A 16,545-nucleotide genomic window follows, 5' to 3' on the forward strand; every position below is an offset into this window, starting at 1 on the left:
TGGAATGTCGGTCGACGAAACCGGCTCGGTGCCTTCCCCCGGCCTTTCCCCGAATCTGGCGCGTCTGGCCGCCACGGTCGCCCGCCTCCGCGACGAGGTCGACCACGCCCATGCCGTCGCTGACGGACGCGCCTTGATCGAACTCGCCAAAGGTGTGTTGATGGAGCGCTTGGGCTGCGGTCCAGGCGATGCCGCGCGACAACTCGCGACCCTCGCCGAACGCTCCGGGGTGACTCGGCTGGAATTCGCCGCCGACGTCGTCGGTGACGCGGCCAAGGACCGGCTGAGCGAAGTAGCGGCGGAGTTCGTGGCTCGTACGGACGAATCCGGCGAGGACACCTCGGTCACCGTCCGTCTGCGGACGGCGGAAAGCGGCGTACTGGCGGCGGACGACACCCAGCGGGCCGCGGAGGCGATCCTCGAGCACGCCCTGCGCCCCCTTGGCGCGACCGCGGTCGCGGTCTGGCTCGCGGGTCCGGACGGATCGCTCACGCTGATGGGGGCCGCCGGATTCTCCACCGAGGAGGCCGCCCGCTGGCGGTACGTCCCTCCCGGAGTGTCGACGCCCGCGCAGGCCGCGCTGGCCGAACGCGACTCGGTGTGGTTTCCGGCGCTGTCCTCTTCCGGCCTGCCCTCGATCGGACAGCACGCCATGGCCGTCGGCACCCGGATCGCCATCCCGACCGGAACCGGCGGCAGGATCATCGGCGTCGCGGAGATCTGCTGGCCGAACCAGGTGAACCTCGAAGCAGGCCGGATGCAACGGCAACTAGAGGCACTGGCCGAGCTGTGCGCACACACCCTGGAGAACGTCGAGGGAGGCGCCGCGGCCTCGACTGCCCACCTCGCCACGAGCGTGCTCGGCGAGTTGGTCGATTTCGTCGACGGCCTGCCCGACCCGGCCCTCCTGCTTTCGCCGTGCCACGACGATGACGACCGGTTCGGCGACTTTCGGATCCATCACGCCAACCCACGCTTCGTCGATCCAGGCGGACGGCCGCCGGCCCGGCTCATCGGAGCCCGGTTGCTCGAGATGTATCCGCTCGCGGCGGAGGAAGGCGGTCTGCTGGACAAGATCCACCGGGTCCACGCGACGGGAGAGCCGTTCCGCGACCGGAACACGACGATCACCACCTCCGTGGATCAGGTTCCGCTGCCGGTACTGGCCGATGTCAGTATCAGCAGGCTCGCCGGCACGGTCTTGCTCGGCTTGCGCCTGCAGGATGACGCCGCCAAGCTGACCACGCTGCTGCAGCACGCCCAGCGGCTCGGCCGGATCGGTGGTTTCGAAGAGAACCCCGTGACCGGAGCCGTGCTGTGGAACTCGGAGCTGTTCGCCCTCTACGGACTGCCTTCCACGGCAGCCCCTCTCCCCCTGGCCCGGCTGGCCGACTACGCACACCCTGACGATTCGCCCTCGATCGGCCGGTTCCTCCGAACCCTGCTGCACCACAGGCGATCCGCGTCGACCGCGTTCCGGCTTCAGCGCTCCGATGGCGTCTCCCGGTACATCCGGGTCGTCGCCGAGCCCGTCGTCGACAGCCGGGGAGATCTTCTCGGAATTCGCGGTGCCTATCAGGACGTCTCCGCCCAGCACTGGGCCGAAGTCGCCCTCTCGGCCACTCGCGACCGGCTGGCCGCCACCGAACAACAAGCGATCGAACGCAACCGTCTGACCCTCCAGCTGCAGCACGCGATCATGCCGCCCGCCCGAGATCCGCTGGACGTCTCCGGGATCCGGACCGCCGTCCGGTACCGGCCCGCGGAAAAGGAGAACCTCGTCGGCGGCGACTGGTACGACGCCGTCGCTCTTCCCGGCGGTGAGATCCTGCTCTGCGTCGGCGACATCGCGGGGCACGGCATCGACGCGGCCACCGGGATGGTCAACCTTCGCAACGCCCTGCGGGGCCTCGCCGCCACCGGCGCCGGGCCCGCCCAGCTGCTCACCTGGCTCAACCTGGTCGCCTACAACCTCACCAACCACGTCACCGCCACCGCCGTCGCCGCCCTCTACAACCCCGCCACCAGGATCCTGCGCTGGGCACGGGCGGGCCATCTCCCGCCGATCCTCCGGCACCAGGGACAGACCACGACGCTCCCGCTCATTCAGGGCACCTTGCTCGGAGCCGTGCCAGAGGTGACCTACCAGGAAGAACAGTTGCATCTCGACAACGGCGACGTGCTGCTCCTCTACACCGACGGCCTGATCGAGCGCCGCGACCGGCCAGTGCAGGATTCGATCACGCACCTGGTCGGTCTCGTGGACGAGCACGACGGCGACCTGGAGCAGCAGCTCGACGCCTTGCTCACTTACAGCACCGCCGACACCGACGACGACACCTGTGTCGTGGCCATCGAAGTCACCGCGAAGTCGTAGACCGCGGACGGTCGAGCAGAAGCCGTCGGACTTCGGCCAGCACCACCTCACCGGTCACCTCGTCGACCGGCCCGGACGTGCCCCGGCTTCCCGCGGCGACGACCACGATGGCCACGTCGCGCAGTTTGACGTTGGTGTGCTGGGAAACCGCCCTCAGCGCGGCAAAAGCCTCGTCGGGTGTCCACTGCCGCAACAGCATCAACATGCCCTTCGCCTGTTCGATGCTCGGCTGCGTGGCCAACGCCCGTCGCAACTGCTCCACTTCGACAGCGGGAGCCGCCGCCGTCAGGTCTGGTCTTGGCTCCCGCCCCTGCCGGAGGCTCATCGCGTCGTCGTGACCCACGGATTGGGACGGCAGACAGCTCCATCTGGACGTACGTTCACCGCCGCGCCCGGCTGGGCACGGTTGAGGTCCGCGACGTAGCTGTTGGACAGTCCGAAGGTCTGCTGCATCATCACCGGCGCCACGGCACCCTCCACGGGACAGCCGACATGCCCATGACCGAGGGCGTGACCGACCTCGTGGTTGACCGCGTACCGGTGGTAGCCGAGAAGATCGCCCTCGAACGAATGGGCGCCACGAACCCAGCGTGCGAGGTTGACGACGACCCGGTGATCACGGGTGAGATAGCACGACGAGTCGTAGGGGATCTCGAATCCGCAAAGGTCCGGGCGGCGGCTCGTGGCGGGGCTGGTGAGACTGATCCTGAACGACGGCGAGGCGTCCAGGTCATCGATCCGCCGGAGCGACACGTTGTCGGACCCGATCCATCCGCGCGGGTCCGCGAGAATGGTCTCCACTTCCGAGGCGAACGAGGGAATGTCCACCCCGTCCTCGATCTCGACGGTGTAGGTCAGTTGCCGCGTTCCGGCGCCCGCCACCGAACCGCTCACGCCGGGCACGACGTGCCAGGCTCCCGCGCCGGTCGGTGTGAAGGGAGCACCGTCCGGCAACGCGGCAGGCTCCGGCGGGGGCACGATCGACTGGCCACTTGCCGGTCGCGGCGAAGGTTTCGGCTCCGGCGGGCCTGGGGCGACTGGAGTCTCAAGAGCGAAAGGTGCCACGAAAAGCGCCAGCGAAAGCACCAGGGCGAGAAAGATGACGGTCAACGGCCACCACGTCCGGTCCGCCTCCGAAGCCTTCCGCCGCCGGCGAGGCGCCGGCTCCTCCGGCGGACTCGCGATCGTCCCATGCCCACGCGTGGGCACCCGATGTTTGGGAGGCGGAGCCGGTTTGGTGCTCGCGTGCACCGGCGGCTTGGTCAAAGGAGCGCGAGGCTGTGGCAGCCAGTCGACGAGGCTTCCGTCGCGTCGTACATACGGGCTCTCAGTAGGCAAGGCTCAAACTCTCGCAAGCCGCGGCGGGAACGACGTCGGATCGCGGGTACGACACCGTCTTAGGATCGCCGTCCGAGGTATACCGATGCCCGGCGGGCGAACCGAGCTGGTCGAGCCAGTGGGCCGAGCCGTATTCCGACTCTGGCCCGGTCGACTGTGACCGGATCCGGGGGATCGCCGCGGGTTCGAACGCGCGGGAACACGGAGACGGCGCGGGACCGGCCCCGACGAGCAACGCTCCGCGATAGGTATAGCCCGGTCCTTGCAGCGCCAGCTCTTCTCGCCGAGGCTGCGCGCCGTACGGCAGTGCGAGTGTGCTGGGTTCGTAACCGGGCAGCGCCCGTCTGATCAGGCCGTCTCCCTCGGCGATCGCCTCCGATGCCGCGGCTTCGTCCGCGCGGCGCAGGTTCGTGTGCCGCGCGGTGTGGTTACCGATCTCGAAGTGATGGTCGGACAACCAGCGCAAGGCACGTTCGTCACCGCCGAACGGGCGCTCGTTGACATACAGACTGGCGACCGGCCGGAATCGGGGGTGCGCGGCCGCGACGTCCAGCAAGATCCGTACGGCGGTGCCCGGCGCCGGCTGTCCCTCCGGGGTGAGCGCGAAGACGCTCGGGTCGCCGTCGTCGAAGGTCAGTACGACCGGATGCGCGCCCGCGGGCAGATCGAGCCGCCGGCTCACCAGGTCGGCCGTCGTGACCGGGACGTAGTCCTCGGCGGCCAGCCGTTCCAGCTCCGCCGCGAAATCGGCGGGAGTACGGTCGTAGACCGATCGCGGCCTCTCGACGAGCCGGTGGTACATCAGGATCGGTACCCGGCCGAGTTCGTCGGCGGCCACCTGCCGCGCGTACGCCGGTGTGACGCGGGTGGGTGCGACCGCAGAAACGATTCCCAGCTCCGGCGACGGGGAAGTCGCCGGACCCGGGGCCCCGCATGCCGCCACCAGGACGACGGCAGCCCCTGCGCCGAACCGGAAAAGAAAAGACATTCTGAAAGTGTGCTGCCGGAACCGGGCGCGGGCACACCGATGCACCGAGTCGGGTGAGCGCGAACTTTCCTGCCCTCGCGCGAAAACCGAAGTATCCGCAGCTCGGGGCATCCGGCCCGGAATCGGGCCCGGCACGATGTGGTGATCGTCGGAGACCGGGTTTGCGGGAAGATCAACACGGGTATTTTCCTGGACTGGCAACGAAAACATGAGCACAACTGAAGGAGACCGGATGACCGACCACAGCCGCCGTTTCGTCCTCACCGTCGGGTTGGCCGGACTCGCGGCGAGCGCCTGTGGCGCGCCCCGGCGAGGCAGCGCGGCCGCGGCGCCGATGGCGTCCGTCCCGGCCGTGGCACCGGCGGTCGCCCAGCCGCCCGCCGACCCGCTCGCGACGAACCTGCTGGTCGGCTTCTGTGGAGCGCCGGGCGCGAAGGCACTCGGCCGGATGACCGGAGACCTCGCTGCCGCGAGTCGCGAGCTGCGGAAACAAATCGGCACCTTTCCGCAGGAGCGGTCGATCACACCGGTCGTGGAGTTGATCGCGACCACCGTGCACCGCTCACCCGGAGCCGACGGCATGTACCGCAGCCGATGCGGCGACGAAACCGTGCGGGCGTACCTCGACGCCGCACGCGCGATGAACGGCCTGCTGCTACTCGATATTCAGCCCGGTCGCGCGGACTTTCTGCCTGAGGTGCAGGCCTACGAGCACTGGTTGAAGGAGCCCGACGTCGGGGTCGCGCTCGATCCCGAGTGGGCTGTCGAACCGGGTGTCGTCCCTGGAAAGAAGTTCGGACGCACCACCGGCGCCGAACTCGACGGCGTCGCCCACTACCTCGGCGAACTGGCGCAGCTTCACCGGTTGCCCGCCAAGGTCATGATCTACCACCAGGTGGCTTCGTCGGTGGTGCGTGACGAGGAACTGCTGAAACCGCATCCTGGCGTCTCGGTGGTGAAGGTCGTGGACGGGATCGGTTCCGCCGCCGCCAAGAAAGCCACGTGGAAAACGCTCATGCCGAGCAAGCCCGGCCACGTGCGAGCCGGTTTCAAACTCTTCTTCGACGAGGACACTCGCCGGGGCGCGGCCTTGATGACCCCGGCGGAGGTTCTCGCATTGGCACCCACGCCGGCTTACGTCCTCTACGAATAAACCGAGGAGCAAGCCTGCGACGATGCGACACCGCCGACGTTTTCCGTCGTCGCACCTGGCACATTCTTCCTTATTCGTAAAACACCACTTCACATCAGGTGATCCGGCGGCCTCCCCTTCAACCAGCCGATTTCCTCAAGGCACAGCTCTGCTGACAACCACCCTCCGTCATGACTTCACTCGCTCCACTCACTCTTACGTGTGCCCCATCCTTCGTTCTCGCAACAAACAGCACACTCCAGCATTGCGATCTTCACCGATTCCACCCCTTCGTGTCCTTTACATTCACGATTCAGCGGGCAACAATAAAATCTTTCGCTCATCCAGAAATACACTCTTAGGAAGGGATCCACCCCGGGACCCTTCTCATCTCGGCCACATGTCGCTATTATCGACTACGGTCGAAAACACGGCCCAATGGCATTGACGCACCGTAAAAGTGCAAAATCCCATCGGGTACACGGACGCCCGACGCGGAGCGCCGGACGTCCGCCGAAGGAGACAAGAACTGGGCGGTTCCGCTCCCGCGGAGAGCATGGTCAGGTGCCCGGAGGATGGCGTCGCGGCTCAGCGGGCGGATAAGTGTTCACGGGCGGAGCATCGGCACCCGAGGCCGGATATCCGGCCATCGCGCCGGCTTTCGGGCCTCGCCGGACAAGGCCGGCGAGGCCGAGCAGGCCCACCAAACCGAACAGGCCCCATAGTCCGTTGTCGCCCCCGTCGGCATCGGACCGCTCGTCGCGCGGGCTCCCATTTCCATCACTGTCCGCCTGCTGCGATACCGGTGCCATCGGAGCCGGTTCGCCGGCCGCGGCCGCAGGGCCCGCTCCGGCCAGCAGGACGGCGGCGGCCGCCATACCCGCACAGGTCGATTTCCGTAGTGCCTTTTTCATTTCGATCCATCCTTCGAAATTCGGTAGATGAACGATCGATCAGTCAGGTCATACCCGCGGCGAGCGAGTTCACACCCGCCTTCACGGGAACGTGTCGATATTTCGGCCGCATGACCCCGGTTCTCGGCCGGGTTTTCTTTTCACTAGTATGGCGATCGGTTCAAACAGGAGCCGTGGAAGTACGGACCGTGTCTTCGAGTCCCCCACCGGCCGTCCTTCCTTGTTCGCACGGTTAACAAATCTGTCAATGATGAACATGGTCCACATCCGTGGATCGGGGGAGACTTGAACGATCGTCATGTGATCGCGCCTTTGGGCGCCGCTTTTACACCACGTCTGATCTGCATGGCAGGCGACCGTCTCATACACCCGGCGGACAGCAACAACGACCTCGCTCGCATTGTCGTGCGCTGGGCGCGCGCTTGGACTGCCGAGACCTGGCCCGCTCGCCAGTACTTCACTTCGCTGGGCACCGGCGACGACGAAAACCCTTGCTACTCAGACAATGACGTTGCCGGGTGGTTGCTCATGCAGCCCCAGCCAGGTTCGCTCGCCTGGCGTGTGCGCTCAAGGGAGATCGACGTCGCGACGGCGCTCACCGCGGAAGCGGAGGCCTGGCCCGTCTGAACAAATATGAACACAAGCAGCCCTGCTTCGCTCGTATCACGGCGAAGCAGAGCTGCTTACCGTACCCGTTCTTTCTTTCCGGGAAACATCCTGCTCAGAACTATTTCGTCAAGCTGCGAACAGCAGAATGCCTGTAACCCGATTGGACCACCTTTCACGCGGTCAGCGGACCGCCGTGCCCACACGATGGTGGACCGGGTTGGAAAAGACAGCCGATGGTCAGTACGTTTCCCCACACTGGACGGGAACACACCTTTACTGCCGTCCCGCACGACGCAATCGTCGATTCAAGGAGAATCCATGCTGAAGAAAATCGGTTTTGTCGCGGCCACCATGGCCGCCGGAGCGATCCTGAGCGGCGGCATCGCGTCCGCCGACACCCCGGACTGGGACCACAACGGTGGATACGACCACAGCGGCCAGGTGGGCTTGGTCAACGTCAACAACCTCGACGCGCTGCACAACGTCAACGCCGTGGTCGGCGCCTGCGGCAACGATGTGAACGTGCTCGGGGTCCAGGTCCCGATCCGGAACTCGCTCAACGGCATCGGTGTGCCGATCCTGTCGCCGGGTGCGCACGAGGCCAGCGGCGAGTCCCCGTACAACTGCGCCGCGGGTGCCGTGACCGACGGCGGCACCGTCCAGCACAACTGATTCTCCCTGCCGAAGCCCTCCGCGGTGGTGTGCGGAAACCGGCTTAGGCATGGGGTCCGGCGATTCGCGTCACAGTCGTAAGGCCCGGAACACGAAGAAGAGATGCACACTCCGCTGCGTGTTCCGGCGCCGCCGCGATGCGGGCGCGACGTCGGCACGGGTGGGGCCGGTTCATCCTGCCCAGGAGTTGACCGGCCCCACCCGGCGTGAAAAGCACCATGACCACCGTTCCCGGGACGGCGCACCGACGGCACGCCGTCCTGTAGTCTTTCCTCGCTAGGAGTTTTTCTGTGATCAAGCAGCTTGGGTTCGTCGCTACCGCTCTGGCCGCCGGAATGGCGATCGCCGGCGGGTCTGCCTCGGCGGCCGGTGCCACCATCGCGGACCACCCGGTGGACCACAACGGTCAGCTCGGTGTGGCGAACGTGCAGAACCTCGACGCGGTGCACAACCTCAACGCCGTCGTCGGTGTCTGCGACAACAACGTCAACGTGCTCGGGGTCCAGGTCCCGGTCCGTGACGTCGCCGAAGGCATCGCCGTCCCGGTCCTGTCCCCGGGCGAGACCGAAGCCGAAGGTGCCACCCCGGACAACTGCGCCGGTGGCGGCATCGTCGACGGCGGGACCGTCCAGGAAAACTGACCGATCCCGCGAAACAGCCGCCGCACGGACGCCCCCTCCGTGCGGCGGCTTTTGCGCGTCATCCGAGAGAGTCGTTCATGAGAAACAAGATTCGCCTGCTGGCTGTCGTCGCCGTCGGCCTTCTGACACTCGCGACCTGCCCTGCGGCATCCGCCGCCAGCGCACCTCGGCTCCTTCTCGAACAGGACTTCCCCGATCCCGATGTCGTCAAGACCGGCACCGGCTACTTCGCGTTTTCCACGAGTACCGGCGCGGTGAAGGTGCCCCTTGCCGGTGCTCCGGCACCCGAGGGTCCTTGGCGTGTGATCGGTGATGCTCTCGCGTCCGTACCGAAGTGGGCCAAACCCGACGGCGGATTCTGGGCTCCCGACGTGACCCAGCTGCCGGACGGCACGTTTCTGCTCTACTTCTCCGCGGCGGTCGCTCCCGGCGGGGAAATGTGCATCGGCACCGCCTCCTCGGCCAAAGTCGAAGGCCCGTATACCCCTGTCGGCGACGCGCCCCTCGTCTGCGTGCCGGGCGACGGCGGCGACATCGATCCACAGACCTTTGTGGACACCGACGGGACGCGATACCTGCTCTACAAGAGCGACGGCGCGGCCACGGGCCCGCCCGCGGCGATCTGGTCACAGAAGATGCTTCCCGACGGCCGGACACCGACCGGTCCGCGAATCGAGCTCCTGCGCGCCGACCTCACTTCCGAGAAGGCGGTCGTCGAAGCTCCGTCGGTGGTGAAGACCCCCAGTCGCTATCTGCTCTTCTATTCGGCCGACACCTTTCAGAGTTCCGGCTATCACACGGGTTATGCCTCCGCGCCCACATTGAACGGGCCGTTCGTGAAGGCCGACGCCCAGTTTCTTTCGACCGACCTTCTCGGCGGCAAGGTGGACGGGCCAGGCGGCGCCGACGTGGTGGACGGGCACATCTTCTTCCACGGCTGGCTCGGTGGTGGTCGCACGGCGCGCGGCCTGTACGAACTTCCCCTCGGTTTCCCGAACGACGTTCCTCAGCTGGGGTGACCGATCCCCCGCCACAACGAAGGCCCGGTGCGGAGTAAGTGCCGCACCGGGCCTTTCGCCGGGGCACCCCGTCCGGGGTCCGGTCGCGCTAGGCGACCGGGACGGTCAGCCCACCAAGGAGGTCGTTCACCAGTGACGACAAGCTGATCAGGAGTCGTTGCAGCAGCGCGTTGAGCAACGCCGACACCGGCGGCAGTCCCGCCCGGGATTCCACGTCCGTCGCCAGCTCGTCGACGTCCTGTTTCGCCGTGGCGTTCTCCTGCCGGGCCGTGGCCGCGCTGTCCTTCGCCTCTGCCTGGATCATGTACCGCTCGCCCTGCGCCAGCTCGGTGAGCACAGGAGCGAGCCGGCCGAGGGCGGCCTGCGTCCCCGGCACGTCGCCGCTGTCCGCACGCGAGACCAACGCGTCACGCAGGGTCTGCACCTCCGCGGCCACACTGGTGGTACTGGACGACCCGTTACCACCGGGCCCGCCCGCCGTGGCGACGCCCGCACCCGCCAGCGTCACGGATGCCGCGGTGACGAGAATGACCAACGCCCGCGTCAGTTGACTTCTCATGTCGCACTCCTCTGGGTTCCTGCTGTCGATTGATTCATGGTGAACTCTCCACCCGAATAACGCGACCGGACATCATTCCCTTACCCAAGACAGCAATTTCACAGCGTGCACACCAGAAGCAGATCCGGCGAAACAAACGGGAAGTTCGCGTGAAGCCCTTCGACTCTTGCAGGCACGGCTGAACACCCAGCGTATTCAGGACACCCGATCGAGGGCGCAATTTCCTCAACCTGACTGACTTTTGCTTGCACCTCAATACAAGGCGCATGCACATGTTCCACTTCACCTTCACCCCATCAGTGGCGTTTGAACAACAACACACAGGGTAATCATTCGATTTCTCTCTCGCCGGAAAGACACTCGTAAGAATGCCGTTATCGCTTCCCACTTCAAATGCGGAAACCAGCCGACTAAGGTCGAAGGCAGCTGAAAAGTCCGACCTCCCGGTGCTGGGACCTGACACGAAAGCGTCGGCCGGACGGAATTCAGCGGGGTGAGCGTCCCGGCGCGGGCAGCGCCGGGACGCTCTTTCGCCGGCAGTGCCGACCCACTCGAGCCCGGTTCGACAGAGCCTTGAGCCATCGAACCCCAGTGCTCACACTCTCGCCTGCCAGTGAGAAGACAGGCACACGTTCGCTTTGCGGCTGGGTCGTGAGTGGCGCTTCGGGTTAGAACACGAATCGCCACTCACGACCAACCCGACGGCGCGCGACCTTTACCCTTCCCCCCACTAAGGCACGCGCCCGAGGGACGACGCCGCGCAGGCCGGTGGACATTGTTGCCGCACAAGGACAACAGCCGGAAGCACAGCGGTACCGCTGTCGGGTCAGATCACCCTGGAAGACCCACATGCCGAAGGTACCGAACGGGTGTGATGGCTCGTCCGTACTTTTGCCCATGTTAGATCCGGGTAATGTCCTTGAGCGGGCGGACTTCTCGCCCGGAGTCGATTCTCGTGACTCAATTTCGTGTTAGGTATTACCAACCCGGAAAGGATCACAACAATCATGACTGAATTGCGCCGCTTGGCGCTCGCGGCGGCGGCAGCCATCCCGCTGTCCCTCGCCTCCGCCGGCATCGCATCGGCCGACCTGGGCGATGGCCCCTGGACGGCCGGTACCTCCGAGACGTCGGCGACCTACGCCGGTATCGGTGGCGCCGGGACGATCCACAGTGATTCCGGTTACGACCACCACGGAAATCGGTGGACGCAGGAAAGCGCGGTTCTGGCGGGCCCCATGGGGGCCGTCGTGTGGCACAACGAGGAGTCCGACTTCGACACGGACGACGACTGGAACGACAACGACTGGGCCGTCGACGACAAACCCGGCCGCCCGAACCACTTCCACGGGAAGCGCCCGGTCACCCATACCGACGGCGACGAAGTCTCGTCCACTCGTCCCGCGAAGACCCTCCCGGTCCGGGAAGCCCGCCCCGTCCGCGAGGTCCACCCAGTCCGGGACACGCACCCTGTCCGGGAGGCTCACCACGGTCACGTGGCCTACGCCGAGTCCACCAAGACGGCGGACGAGGACGGTGCGACGTCGTCGCATGTCGCCAGCCACGCCGGCGACAAGCACGCGGTGTACGAAGCCAGTGATCTCTCGGCGGGTCCTGACGGAGCCGAATCCGAAGGTGTCAAGGCTGTCGCCAAGCCCGAGTACACCAGCTACCACAAGTGGAACATCTCGGCCGACGAGGACGGTGCCGTCACCCACGAGGTGAGCTCGGTCGCCGACGTGGACGACTGGAACGACGACCACCACACGTTCGACCGTCGATGAGCGGCGTAATTCACTAGAAACACGCGAAGGCCTCCTTCCTTGCTAGGCCCAAGGAAGGGGGCCTTCACTATGAGAAAGATGAACAAACGTGGAAGTGGCCGGCTTCCCCGTGCGCGCACAGCGGGGAAACCGGCCACGTCTGGTGGGCCGCGCGAACGTCGGGCAACGACTCACCGCCGACCCGGGAACACCAGCCGGGGTCACTGGGGATTTACCCGCTCACCACTACAGGAAACCACTCGGTCAGGCGGTTGACCGGTTTTGGTCAGTGGTCAGGAAACGAAGTCCGGCAAAGTGGTGCCCGACACGATCCCGCCTTCGATGATTTCGCCGGCGAGGGACCATTCGAGTCGCACGGCATAGTGTTCGGCCAAGAGCCGAGCGTCCTTGAGGACATCCTCGACGAGGTCCGCGATGTCCTCGTCGCTGCGCTCGATACCCAGGTTGGCCCCCCGAAGACTCCATTCGGCACTCCACAAGAGACGGGCGCAAGTGTTGTTCGCGTCGCGACGCAACTTGATCTCGATGACACGCTCGAGTTTCGGCGTCGCTCGCGGAACGGGCCGGTGCGCGGCTCGCAGAGCAGCGAGTTCACGGGCACGCTGCTGTTCTCGGGATTCTCCCACCTTATGCCCTCAAGAAAAGGCGAAGTGCCCGGTACAGAGGGATCGCTCGCCCCGTACCGGGCACTTCACACAAGAATCGTCGGTTCCCGTGCACCCAACGGGCACCTGGACTCAGTTGTGCTGGGCCGACCCGCCGTCCAGCACGCTGCCCGCGGCGCAGTTGTACGGGGACTCGCCGCTGGCTTCGTGCGAGCCCGGCGACAGGACCGGCACGCCGATGCCGTTGAGCGCGTCACGGACCGGCACCTGGACGCCGAGCACGTTCACGTTGTTGTCACACGCACCGACCACGGCGTTGACGTTGTGCAGTACGTCGATGTTGTTCAGGTTGGCCAGGCCGACCTGCTCGCTCACATCGTGCGTGGGGTGGCCGTGGCCCTCTTCGTCCGGGGTTCCGGCGGACGCGATCCCGCCGGTCAGGAACGCTCCGGCCGCCATCGCGGCGGTGACGAAGCCGATCTTCTTCAGCATGATTACCTCTCGAATCGGAATGGTGTCGGCGAGGCGCCGGGGAAAGTACGCCTCCGTGCCGCGGGGGCAAACGTACAGAGGCGAAAGCGACTGTTCGCCGTCGTTCGCATCATCGGGTGGTGCTGCACGGCTGCTGACCGAGGTTCTTGTAGTCCGAAAGGGTATTGTCCGCGTTTGCCGTCTCGCGTTTTCCGACCCTAGAATCGACTGCAACCACAATATTCGACGCTCTTCGGTCACGCGCAGTACTTGACCGAAGATCAAATACCGTCGTGACACACTTTTGCGCCCTCGTCGCCTCCGGGAATTCTTTCCCTGCGTGACGAAAACGTCGATCCGTCCTTCGAAAGTGATGTTTCCGCTCCGCCTCTACGCTTTCCGAAAACCAGCGTGACGAGGCCGTCTTTCAGGCCGGTCCGCGTCGTGGGTATAGGAGCCGTTCGTGGTCGATTACGGGATACTCGTCGCTTCCGCCACGTTGTACGCGATGGGAATCGTCGCCCAGAGCGTCGCCGCCCGGCGGGCCGGACACCGGCCGGGCGCGGGACTGGGGCTCCTCGCCCGTCTCGCCTCCGATCCCCTGTACCTGTTGGGGTTCGGCGGCCAGGTGGGTGGTTTCGCACTCGCTTTCTTCGCTCGCGAGTCGTTGCCGCTGTACCTGGTCCAGACCGCGTCGTCCTCGGCGATCGGCCTGGCCACCGTATTCGGAATCCTGGTGCTGCGGTGGCGATTGCGGACCACCGAAACGGTGATGCTGGTACTGATGGCGGCCGGCCTCGTCGTCCTCGCCGGTTCTTCGGAACCGTCGGTCGCCGCGGATCTCTCGCTTGCCACGGCTCTGATCCTGACGGGCGTCTTGCTCGGGATAGGCGTCGCCATGACTCAGGTGAGCCGCACCACCACGTTCCCTCTCCCCGCGATTCTCTCCGGTATGGCGTTCGCCGTCGTGGCGATCACGAGCCGCACCTTGGCGCATCTGGATCTGGCGGCACTGCCGGGAAACCCGCTGACCTGGTTGATGCTCACCGCCGCCGTACTCGGGCAGGCCTCGATGGCGGTCGCCCTGCAACGCGGCCTGGCGACCGCGGTCGTGGCCACGGCCGACGCCACGACGATCGTGTTGTCCTCCGTCACCGGCATCACGGTGCTCGGCGACCGAGTCGCCGAGGGAACCGAGACCTGGGTCGCCCTCGGACTCATCGCGGTGGTGATCGGTGTACTGGTGCTCGGTTCGCGATCACGGGCCACGACCCCGATCGACGCGTTGGAGACCGCGGCATGACCGCGCGACCGTCGGCGAGCGTGTCGATCGATCTCGACAACCTGTGGGCCTATCTCAAGACACATGGCGACCCCGGCTGGCGCCGGTACCCCAGTTTCCTTCCCTCGGCCGTGCCTCGGCTGCTGGAGGTTCTCGGTGATCAGCGGCTGACGACGACGGTGTTCGCGGTCGGCGCCGACGTCGTGCGTGAAGACGGTGCCAAGGCTGTCAACGAGATCGCCGCCGCGGGCCACGAAGTCGGCAACCACTCGTTCGGCCACGAGCCCTGGCTGCACCGGTATTCGCGTGACCGTCTCGAAGAAGAGTTGCGGCGGACCGAAGACGCGATCGTCACGGCGGGTGCGCCGCCTCCCGTCGGCTTTCGCGGTCCCGGTTTCAGTGTCACGCGCGAGCTCATCGAGGTCCTGGAGGATCGGGGCTACGCCTACGATGCCAGCACTCTGCCGACCTGGATCGGCCCAGTGGCCAGGGCCTACCACAACCGCACCGCGCCCCCGTCGGTCGACGACGGGCGTGGCGAGCTGTTCGGCGGCTTTTCCCGGGTGCTGGCACCGGTTCACGCCTACCACTGGCGGACGACCGCGGGCAGCACCCTGGTGGAACTGCCGGTGACCACGATGCCCTTGCTGCGCACCCCCATCCACGGTTCCTATCTCCTCCAGCTGCACGGAATCTCCCCTCGTCTGGCGCGCGCGTACTTCAAGACGGCGCTTCGACTGTGTCTCGTCCGTGGCGTCGCGCCTTCCCTGCTCCTGCACCCGACCGACGTCCTCGGTGGCGCCGAAGCCCCCGGTATGGAGTTCTTCCCGGGCATGGCCATTCAGGGGAGCCGGAAAGTCGCTTGGCTGAGCTGGGTGCTGAAGACCTTGCGCGAGCACTTCGACGTCGTCGGCACCGGCGAGTACGTCCGCCGGACGGAGTTGCGCCGGGAGCGCGCGGTGACGCGGCTGGAGCCCCGAAGATGACACTACGGGTTCTCGCGTACGCCACGGTGGGGCTGGCGCCGGTCGAGGGTTACCTGACAGCGGTGAACGCCCACCTGGGCAAAGTCGCTCCCGCACTGCTGATCGTCGCTTGGCTCGTCGTCCGTCTCCGGGAACGACGACTCCCCCGGCCGACTCCCTTGCACGCGGTGCTGGCACTTCTCGCCGTGACCGTGGCGACGACGGCCGCGATCCATTCGCCCGGCGAGTTCACCGCCGAATACACGCTGCGCTGGCTGCCCTTCCTCATCGTCACCGCGGTTCTCGCGGACGTGGCCAGCCGCGAGGTCCCGATCCGGGGGCTGCTGCTGGCCATGGCCACGGGAGCCACTGTGGCCGGGCTCGGCGCGCTGTACAGCTTGATCGTCGACGGGGAGGCCCGGGCGAGCGGCCCGCAGTCGGATCCGAACGACCTTGCCTACTTTCTCGTCGCCGCGATTCCCGTCCTTTCCTTGTCGGGTAGGGCGTTGTATCAGCGGGTCATCGCGGCGCTCGGCGGTACCGTGCTGGCCGCGGGCGCGATGGCGACGTTTTCCCGTGGCGGCGCCCTGGGGCTGACCGCGGCGGTCGGCTGGCTGGCCTTGCGCCGGGTACTGCCGTGGCGCGCCCTCGCCGTCACCGCCTCGGCGGTCGCGCTGCTGGGACTCGGGGCCGTCCATTTCGCCGGGCCGCAGATCGAGCGCGCGGTACAGGAAAAGAGTTTCATCGCGGCATCCAATGTGGACACCCGGGAACTGCGCTGGCAGGCCGCGGCCCGGATGGTCGCGGAACAACCGGCCTTGGGCGTGGGGCCCGGCGGCTTCCGCGAGGCCTACGCCGCCGAGTCGCACAACGCGGAGATCGACGAGCAGACACCCGTGGCGCACAACATGTATCTCGAGGTGGCCGCGGAACTGGGCCTGCCGGGTTTCGCGCTGTTCGCGTCGGTGATCGGCTTCGCCGGGGTGGCGAGCGAACGAACGATCCGGCTGTTGGCCCTTTCGAGTCCCGGCCGGATCGAAGCCGTCGCGATCCAGGCGTCGTTGCTGGCCGTGCTGGTCGCCTCGACGTTCCTGTCCGAGCAGTACTACCTGCCGTTGTGGTCGTTGGCCGCGCTCGCCGTGGCGGCCGAAATCCGAGCTCGCCGACAAGATCGTGGAGAGGAATAGTC

Annotated in this window: 17 protein-coding genes; 10 read left to right on the plus strand and 7 right to left on the minus strand. The window is 66.5% G+C overall.

Features of this window, described 5'->3' with window-relative positions; genetic code table 11:
- The first annotated feature begins 4 nt into the window (after positions 1–4).
- Positions 5–2,377 (plus strand): SpoIIE family protein phosphatase, encoded by a 2,373-nt coding sequence (locus tag ACLJRM_RS16780; RefSeq protein WP_410663514.1) that lies wholly within the window; start codon positions 5–7, stop codon positions 2,375–2,377.
- Here ACLJRM_RS16780 and ACLJRM_RS16785 read toward each other — a convergent pair.
- The 3 genes from ACLJRM_RS16785 to ACLJRM_RS16795 all read right to left on the minus strand — a co-directional run bounded on the left by ACLJRM_RS16785 (position 2,361) and on the right by ACLJRM_RS16795 (position 4,703).
- On the minus strand, positions 2,361–2,720 hold the full coding sequence (locus ACLJRM_RS16785) for an ANTAR domain-containing protein (protein ID WP_410663515.1): 360 nt from the start codon (positions 2,718–2,720) through the stop codon (positions 2,361–2,363). The genes ACLJRM_RS16780 and ACLJRM_RS16785 overlap by 17 nt on opposite strands.
- A complete protein-coding gene (locus tag ACLJRM_RS16790; RefSeq protein ID WP_410663516.1) occupies positions 2,699–3,355 on the minus strand; it encodes a DUF3152 domain-containing protein in 657 nt (218 codons plus the stop codon). Before ACLJRM_RS16790 ends, ACLJRM_RS16785 begins: the two co-directional genes overlap by 22 nt.
- Before the next feature lie 349 nt (positions 3,356–3,704).
- Positions 3,705–4,703, minus strand: coding sequence for a polysaccharide deacetylase family protein (locus ACLJRM_RS16795; protein WP_410663517.1), 999 nt, complete (start codon positions 4,701–4,703; stop codon positions 3,705–3,707).
- Positions 4,704–4,935: 232 nt separating this feature from the next.
- On the opposite strand from ACLJRM_RS16795, the gene ACLJRM_RS16800 reads away from it, so the two are divergent.
- Positions 4,936–5,856: a hypothetical protein gene (locus ACLJRM_RS16800; protein ID WP_410663518.1), complete on the plus strand. Its 921-nt coding sequence runs from the start codon at positions 4,936–4,938 to the stop codon at positions 5,854–5,856.
- A 539-nt stretch (positions 5,857–6,395) separates the two neighbouring features.
- On the opposite strand, the gene ACLJRM_RS16805 is transcribed toward ACLJRM_RS16800, so the two are convergent.
- Positions 6,396–6,749 carry a WGxxGxxG family protein gene (locus ACLJRM_RS16805; RefSeq protein ID WP_410663519.1) on the minus strand — a complete coding sequence of 118 codons (354 nt, stop codon included), beginning with the start codon at positions 6,747–6,749 and terminating at the stop codon, positions 6,396–6,398.
- A 285-nt stretch (positions 6,750–7,034) separates the two neighbouring features.
- On the opposite strand from ACLJRM_RS16805, the gene ACLJRM_RS16810 reads away from it, so the two are divergent.
- The 4 genes from ACLJRM_RS16810 (at position 7,035) to ACLJRM_RS16825 (ending at position 9,690) form a co-directional block, all read left to right on the plus strand.
- Entirely contained in the window at positions 7,035–7,376 is a 342-nt protein-coding gene (locus tag ACLJRM_RS16810; protein ID WP_410663520.1) for a hypothetical protein, read from the plus strand.
- A 300-nt stretch (positions 7,377–7,676) separates the two neighbouring features.
- Positions 7,677–8,030 (plus strand): hypothetical protein, encoded by a 354-nt coding sequence (locus tag ACLJRM_RS16815; RefSeq protein WP_410663521.1) that lies wholly within the window; start codon positions 7,677–7,679, stop codon positions 8,028–8,030.
- A gap of 290 nt (positions 8,031–8,320) precedes the next feature.
- A complete protein-coding gene (locus ACLJRM_RS16820; protein ID WP_410663522.1) occupies positions 8,321–8,671 on the plus strand; it encodes a hypothetical protein in 351 nt (116 codons plus the stop codon).
- 77 nt (positions 8,672–8,748) lie between these two features.
- Positions 8,749–9,690: a glycoside hydrolase family 43 protein gene (locus ACLJRM_RS16825; RefSeq protein WP_410663523.1), complete on the plus strand. Its 942-nt coding sequence runs from the start codon at positions 8,749–8,751 to the stop codon at positions 9,688–9,690.
- An 88-nt stretch (positions 9,691–9,778) separates the two neighbouring features.
- On the opposite strand, the gene ACLJRM_RS16830 is transcribed toward ACLJRM_RS16825, so the two are convergent.
- Positions 9,779–10,249 carry a hypothetical protein gene (locus tag ACLJRM_RS16830; RefSeq protein ID WP_410663524.1) on the minus strand — a complete coding sequence of 157 codons (471 nt, stop codon included), beginning with the start codon at positions 10,247–10,249 and terminating at the stop codon, positions 9,779–9,781.
- Positions 10,250–11,256: 1,007 nt separating this feature from the next.
- On the opposite strand from ACLJRM_RS16830, the gene ACLJRM_RS16835 reads away from it, so the two are divergent.
- The gene (locus tag ACLJRM_RS16835; protein ID WP_410663525.1) at positions 11,257–12,033 is read left to right on the plus strand and encodes a hypothetical protein; all 777 of its coding nucleotides are present in this window, start codon (positions 11,257–11,259) and stop codon (positions 12,031–12,033) included.
- A gap of 272 nt (positions 12,034–12,305) precedes the next feature.
- On the opposite strand, the gene ACLJRM_RS16840 is transcribed toward ACLJRM_RS16835, so the two are convergent.
- Entirely contained in the window at positions 12,306–12,659 is a 354-nt protein-coding gene (locus ACLJRM_RS16840) for a hypothetical protein (RefSeq protein WP_410663526.1), read from the minus strand.
- Between the two features lie 111 nt (positions 12,660–12,770).
- Positions 12,771–13,130: a hypothetical protein gene (locus tag ACLJRM_RS16845; protein WP_410599650.1), complete on the minus strand. Its 360-nt coding sequence runs from the start codon at positions 13,128–13,130 to the stop codon at positions 12,771–12,773.
- A gap of 442 nt (positions 13,131–13,572) precedes the next feature.
- Here ACLJRM_RS16845 and ACLJRM_RS16850 point away from each other — a divergent pair, with 442 nt between their 5' ends.
- Genes ACLJRM_RS16850 through ACLJRM_RS16860 form a run of 3 tightly spaced genes read left to right on the plus strand, consistent with a single transcriptional unit; the run spans position 13,573 to position 16,543 of the window.
- The gene (locus ACLJRM_RS16850; protein WP_410663527.1) at positions 13,573–14,412 is read left to right on the plus strand and encodes a hypothetical protein; all 840 of its coding nucleotides are present in this window, start codon (positions 13,573–13,575) and stop codon (positions 14,410–14,412) included.
- On the plus strand, positions 14,409–15,377 hold the full coding sequence (locus tag ACLJRM_RS16855; RefSeq protein ID WP_410663528.1) for a polysaccharide deacetylase family protein: 969 nt from the start codon (positions 14,409–14,411) through the stop codon (positions 15,375–15,377). Before ACLJRM_RS16850 ends, ACLJRM_RS16855 begins: the two co-directional genes overlap by 4 nt.
- Positions 15,374–16,543, plus strand: coding sequence for an O-antigen ligase family protein (locus ACLJRM_RS16860; RefSeq protein WP_410663529.1), 1,170 nt, complete (start codon positions 15,374–15,376; stop codon positions 16,541–16,543). Before ACLJRM_RS16855 ends, ACLJRM_RS16860 begins: the two co-directional genes overlap by 4 nt.
- Positions 16,544–16,545: the final 2 nt, after the last annotated feature.

Origin of the sequence: Amycolatopsis sp. lyj-84, from assembly GCF_046549075.1 — a bacterium.
GTDB lineage: Bacteria > Actinomycetota > Actinomycetes > Mycobacteriales > Pseudonocardiaceae > Amycolatopsis.

Coding starts and splice junctions, on each gene's coding strand:
- ACLJRM_RS16805 (WP_410663519.1), bottom strand. CDS start 6,749: ATGAAAAAGGCACTACGGAAATCGACCTGTGCGGGTATGGCGGCCGCC.
- ACLJRM_RS16845 (WP_410599650.1), bottom strand. CDS start 13,130: ATGCTGAAGAAGATCGGCTTCGTCACCGCCGCGATGGCGGCCGGAGCG.
- ACLJRM_RS16835 (WP_410663525.1), top strand. CDS start 11,257: ATGACTGAATTGCGCCGCTTGGCGCTCGCGGCGGCGGCAGCCATCCCG.
- ACLJRM_RS16830 (WP_410663524.1), bottom strand. CDS start 10,249: ATGAGAAGTCAACTGACGCGGGCGTTGGTCATTCTCGTCACCGCGGCA.
- ACLJRM_RS16860 (WP_410663529.1), top strand. CDS start 15,374: ATGACACTACGGGTTCTCGCGTACGCCACGGTGGGGCTGGCGCCGGTC.
- ACLJRM_RS16855 (WP_410663528.1), top strand. CDS start 14,409: ATGACCGCGCGACCGTCGGCGAGCGTGTCGATCGATCTCGACAACCTG.
- ACLJRM_RS16800 (WP_410663518.1), top strand. CDS start 4,936: ATGACCGACCACAGCCGCCGTTTCGTCCTCACCGTCGGGTTGGCCGGA.
- ACLJRM_RS16825 (WP_410663523.1), top strand. CDS start 8,749: ATGAGAAACAAGATTCGCCTGCTGGCTGTCGTCGCCGTCGGCCTTCTG.
- ACLJRM_RS16795 (WP_410663517.1), bottom strand. CDS start 4,703: ATGTCTTTTCTTTTCCGGTTCGGCGCAGGGGCTGCCGTCGTCCTGGTG.
- ACLJRM_RS16780 (WP_410663514.1), top strand. CDS start 5: ATGTCGGTCGACGAAACCGGCTCGGTGCCTTCCCCCGGCCTTTCCCCG.
- ACLJRM_RS16815 (WP_410663521.1), top strand. CDS start 7,677: ATGCTGAAGAAAATCGGTTTTGTCGCGGCCACCATGGCCGCCGGAGCG.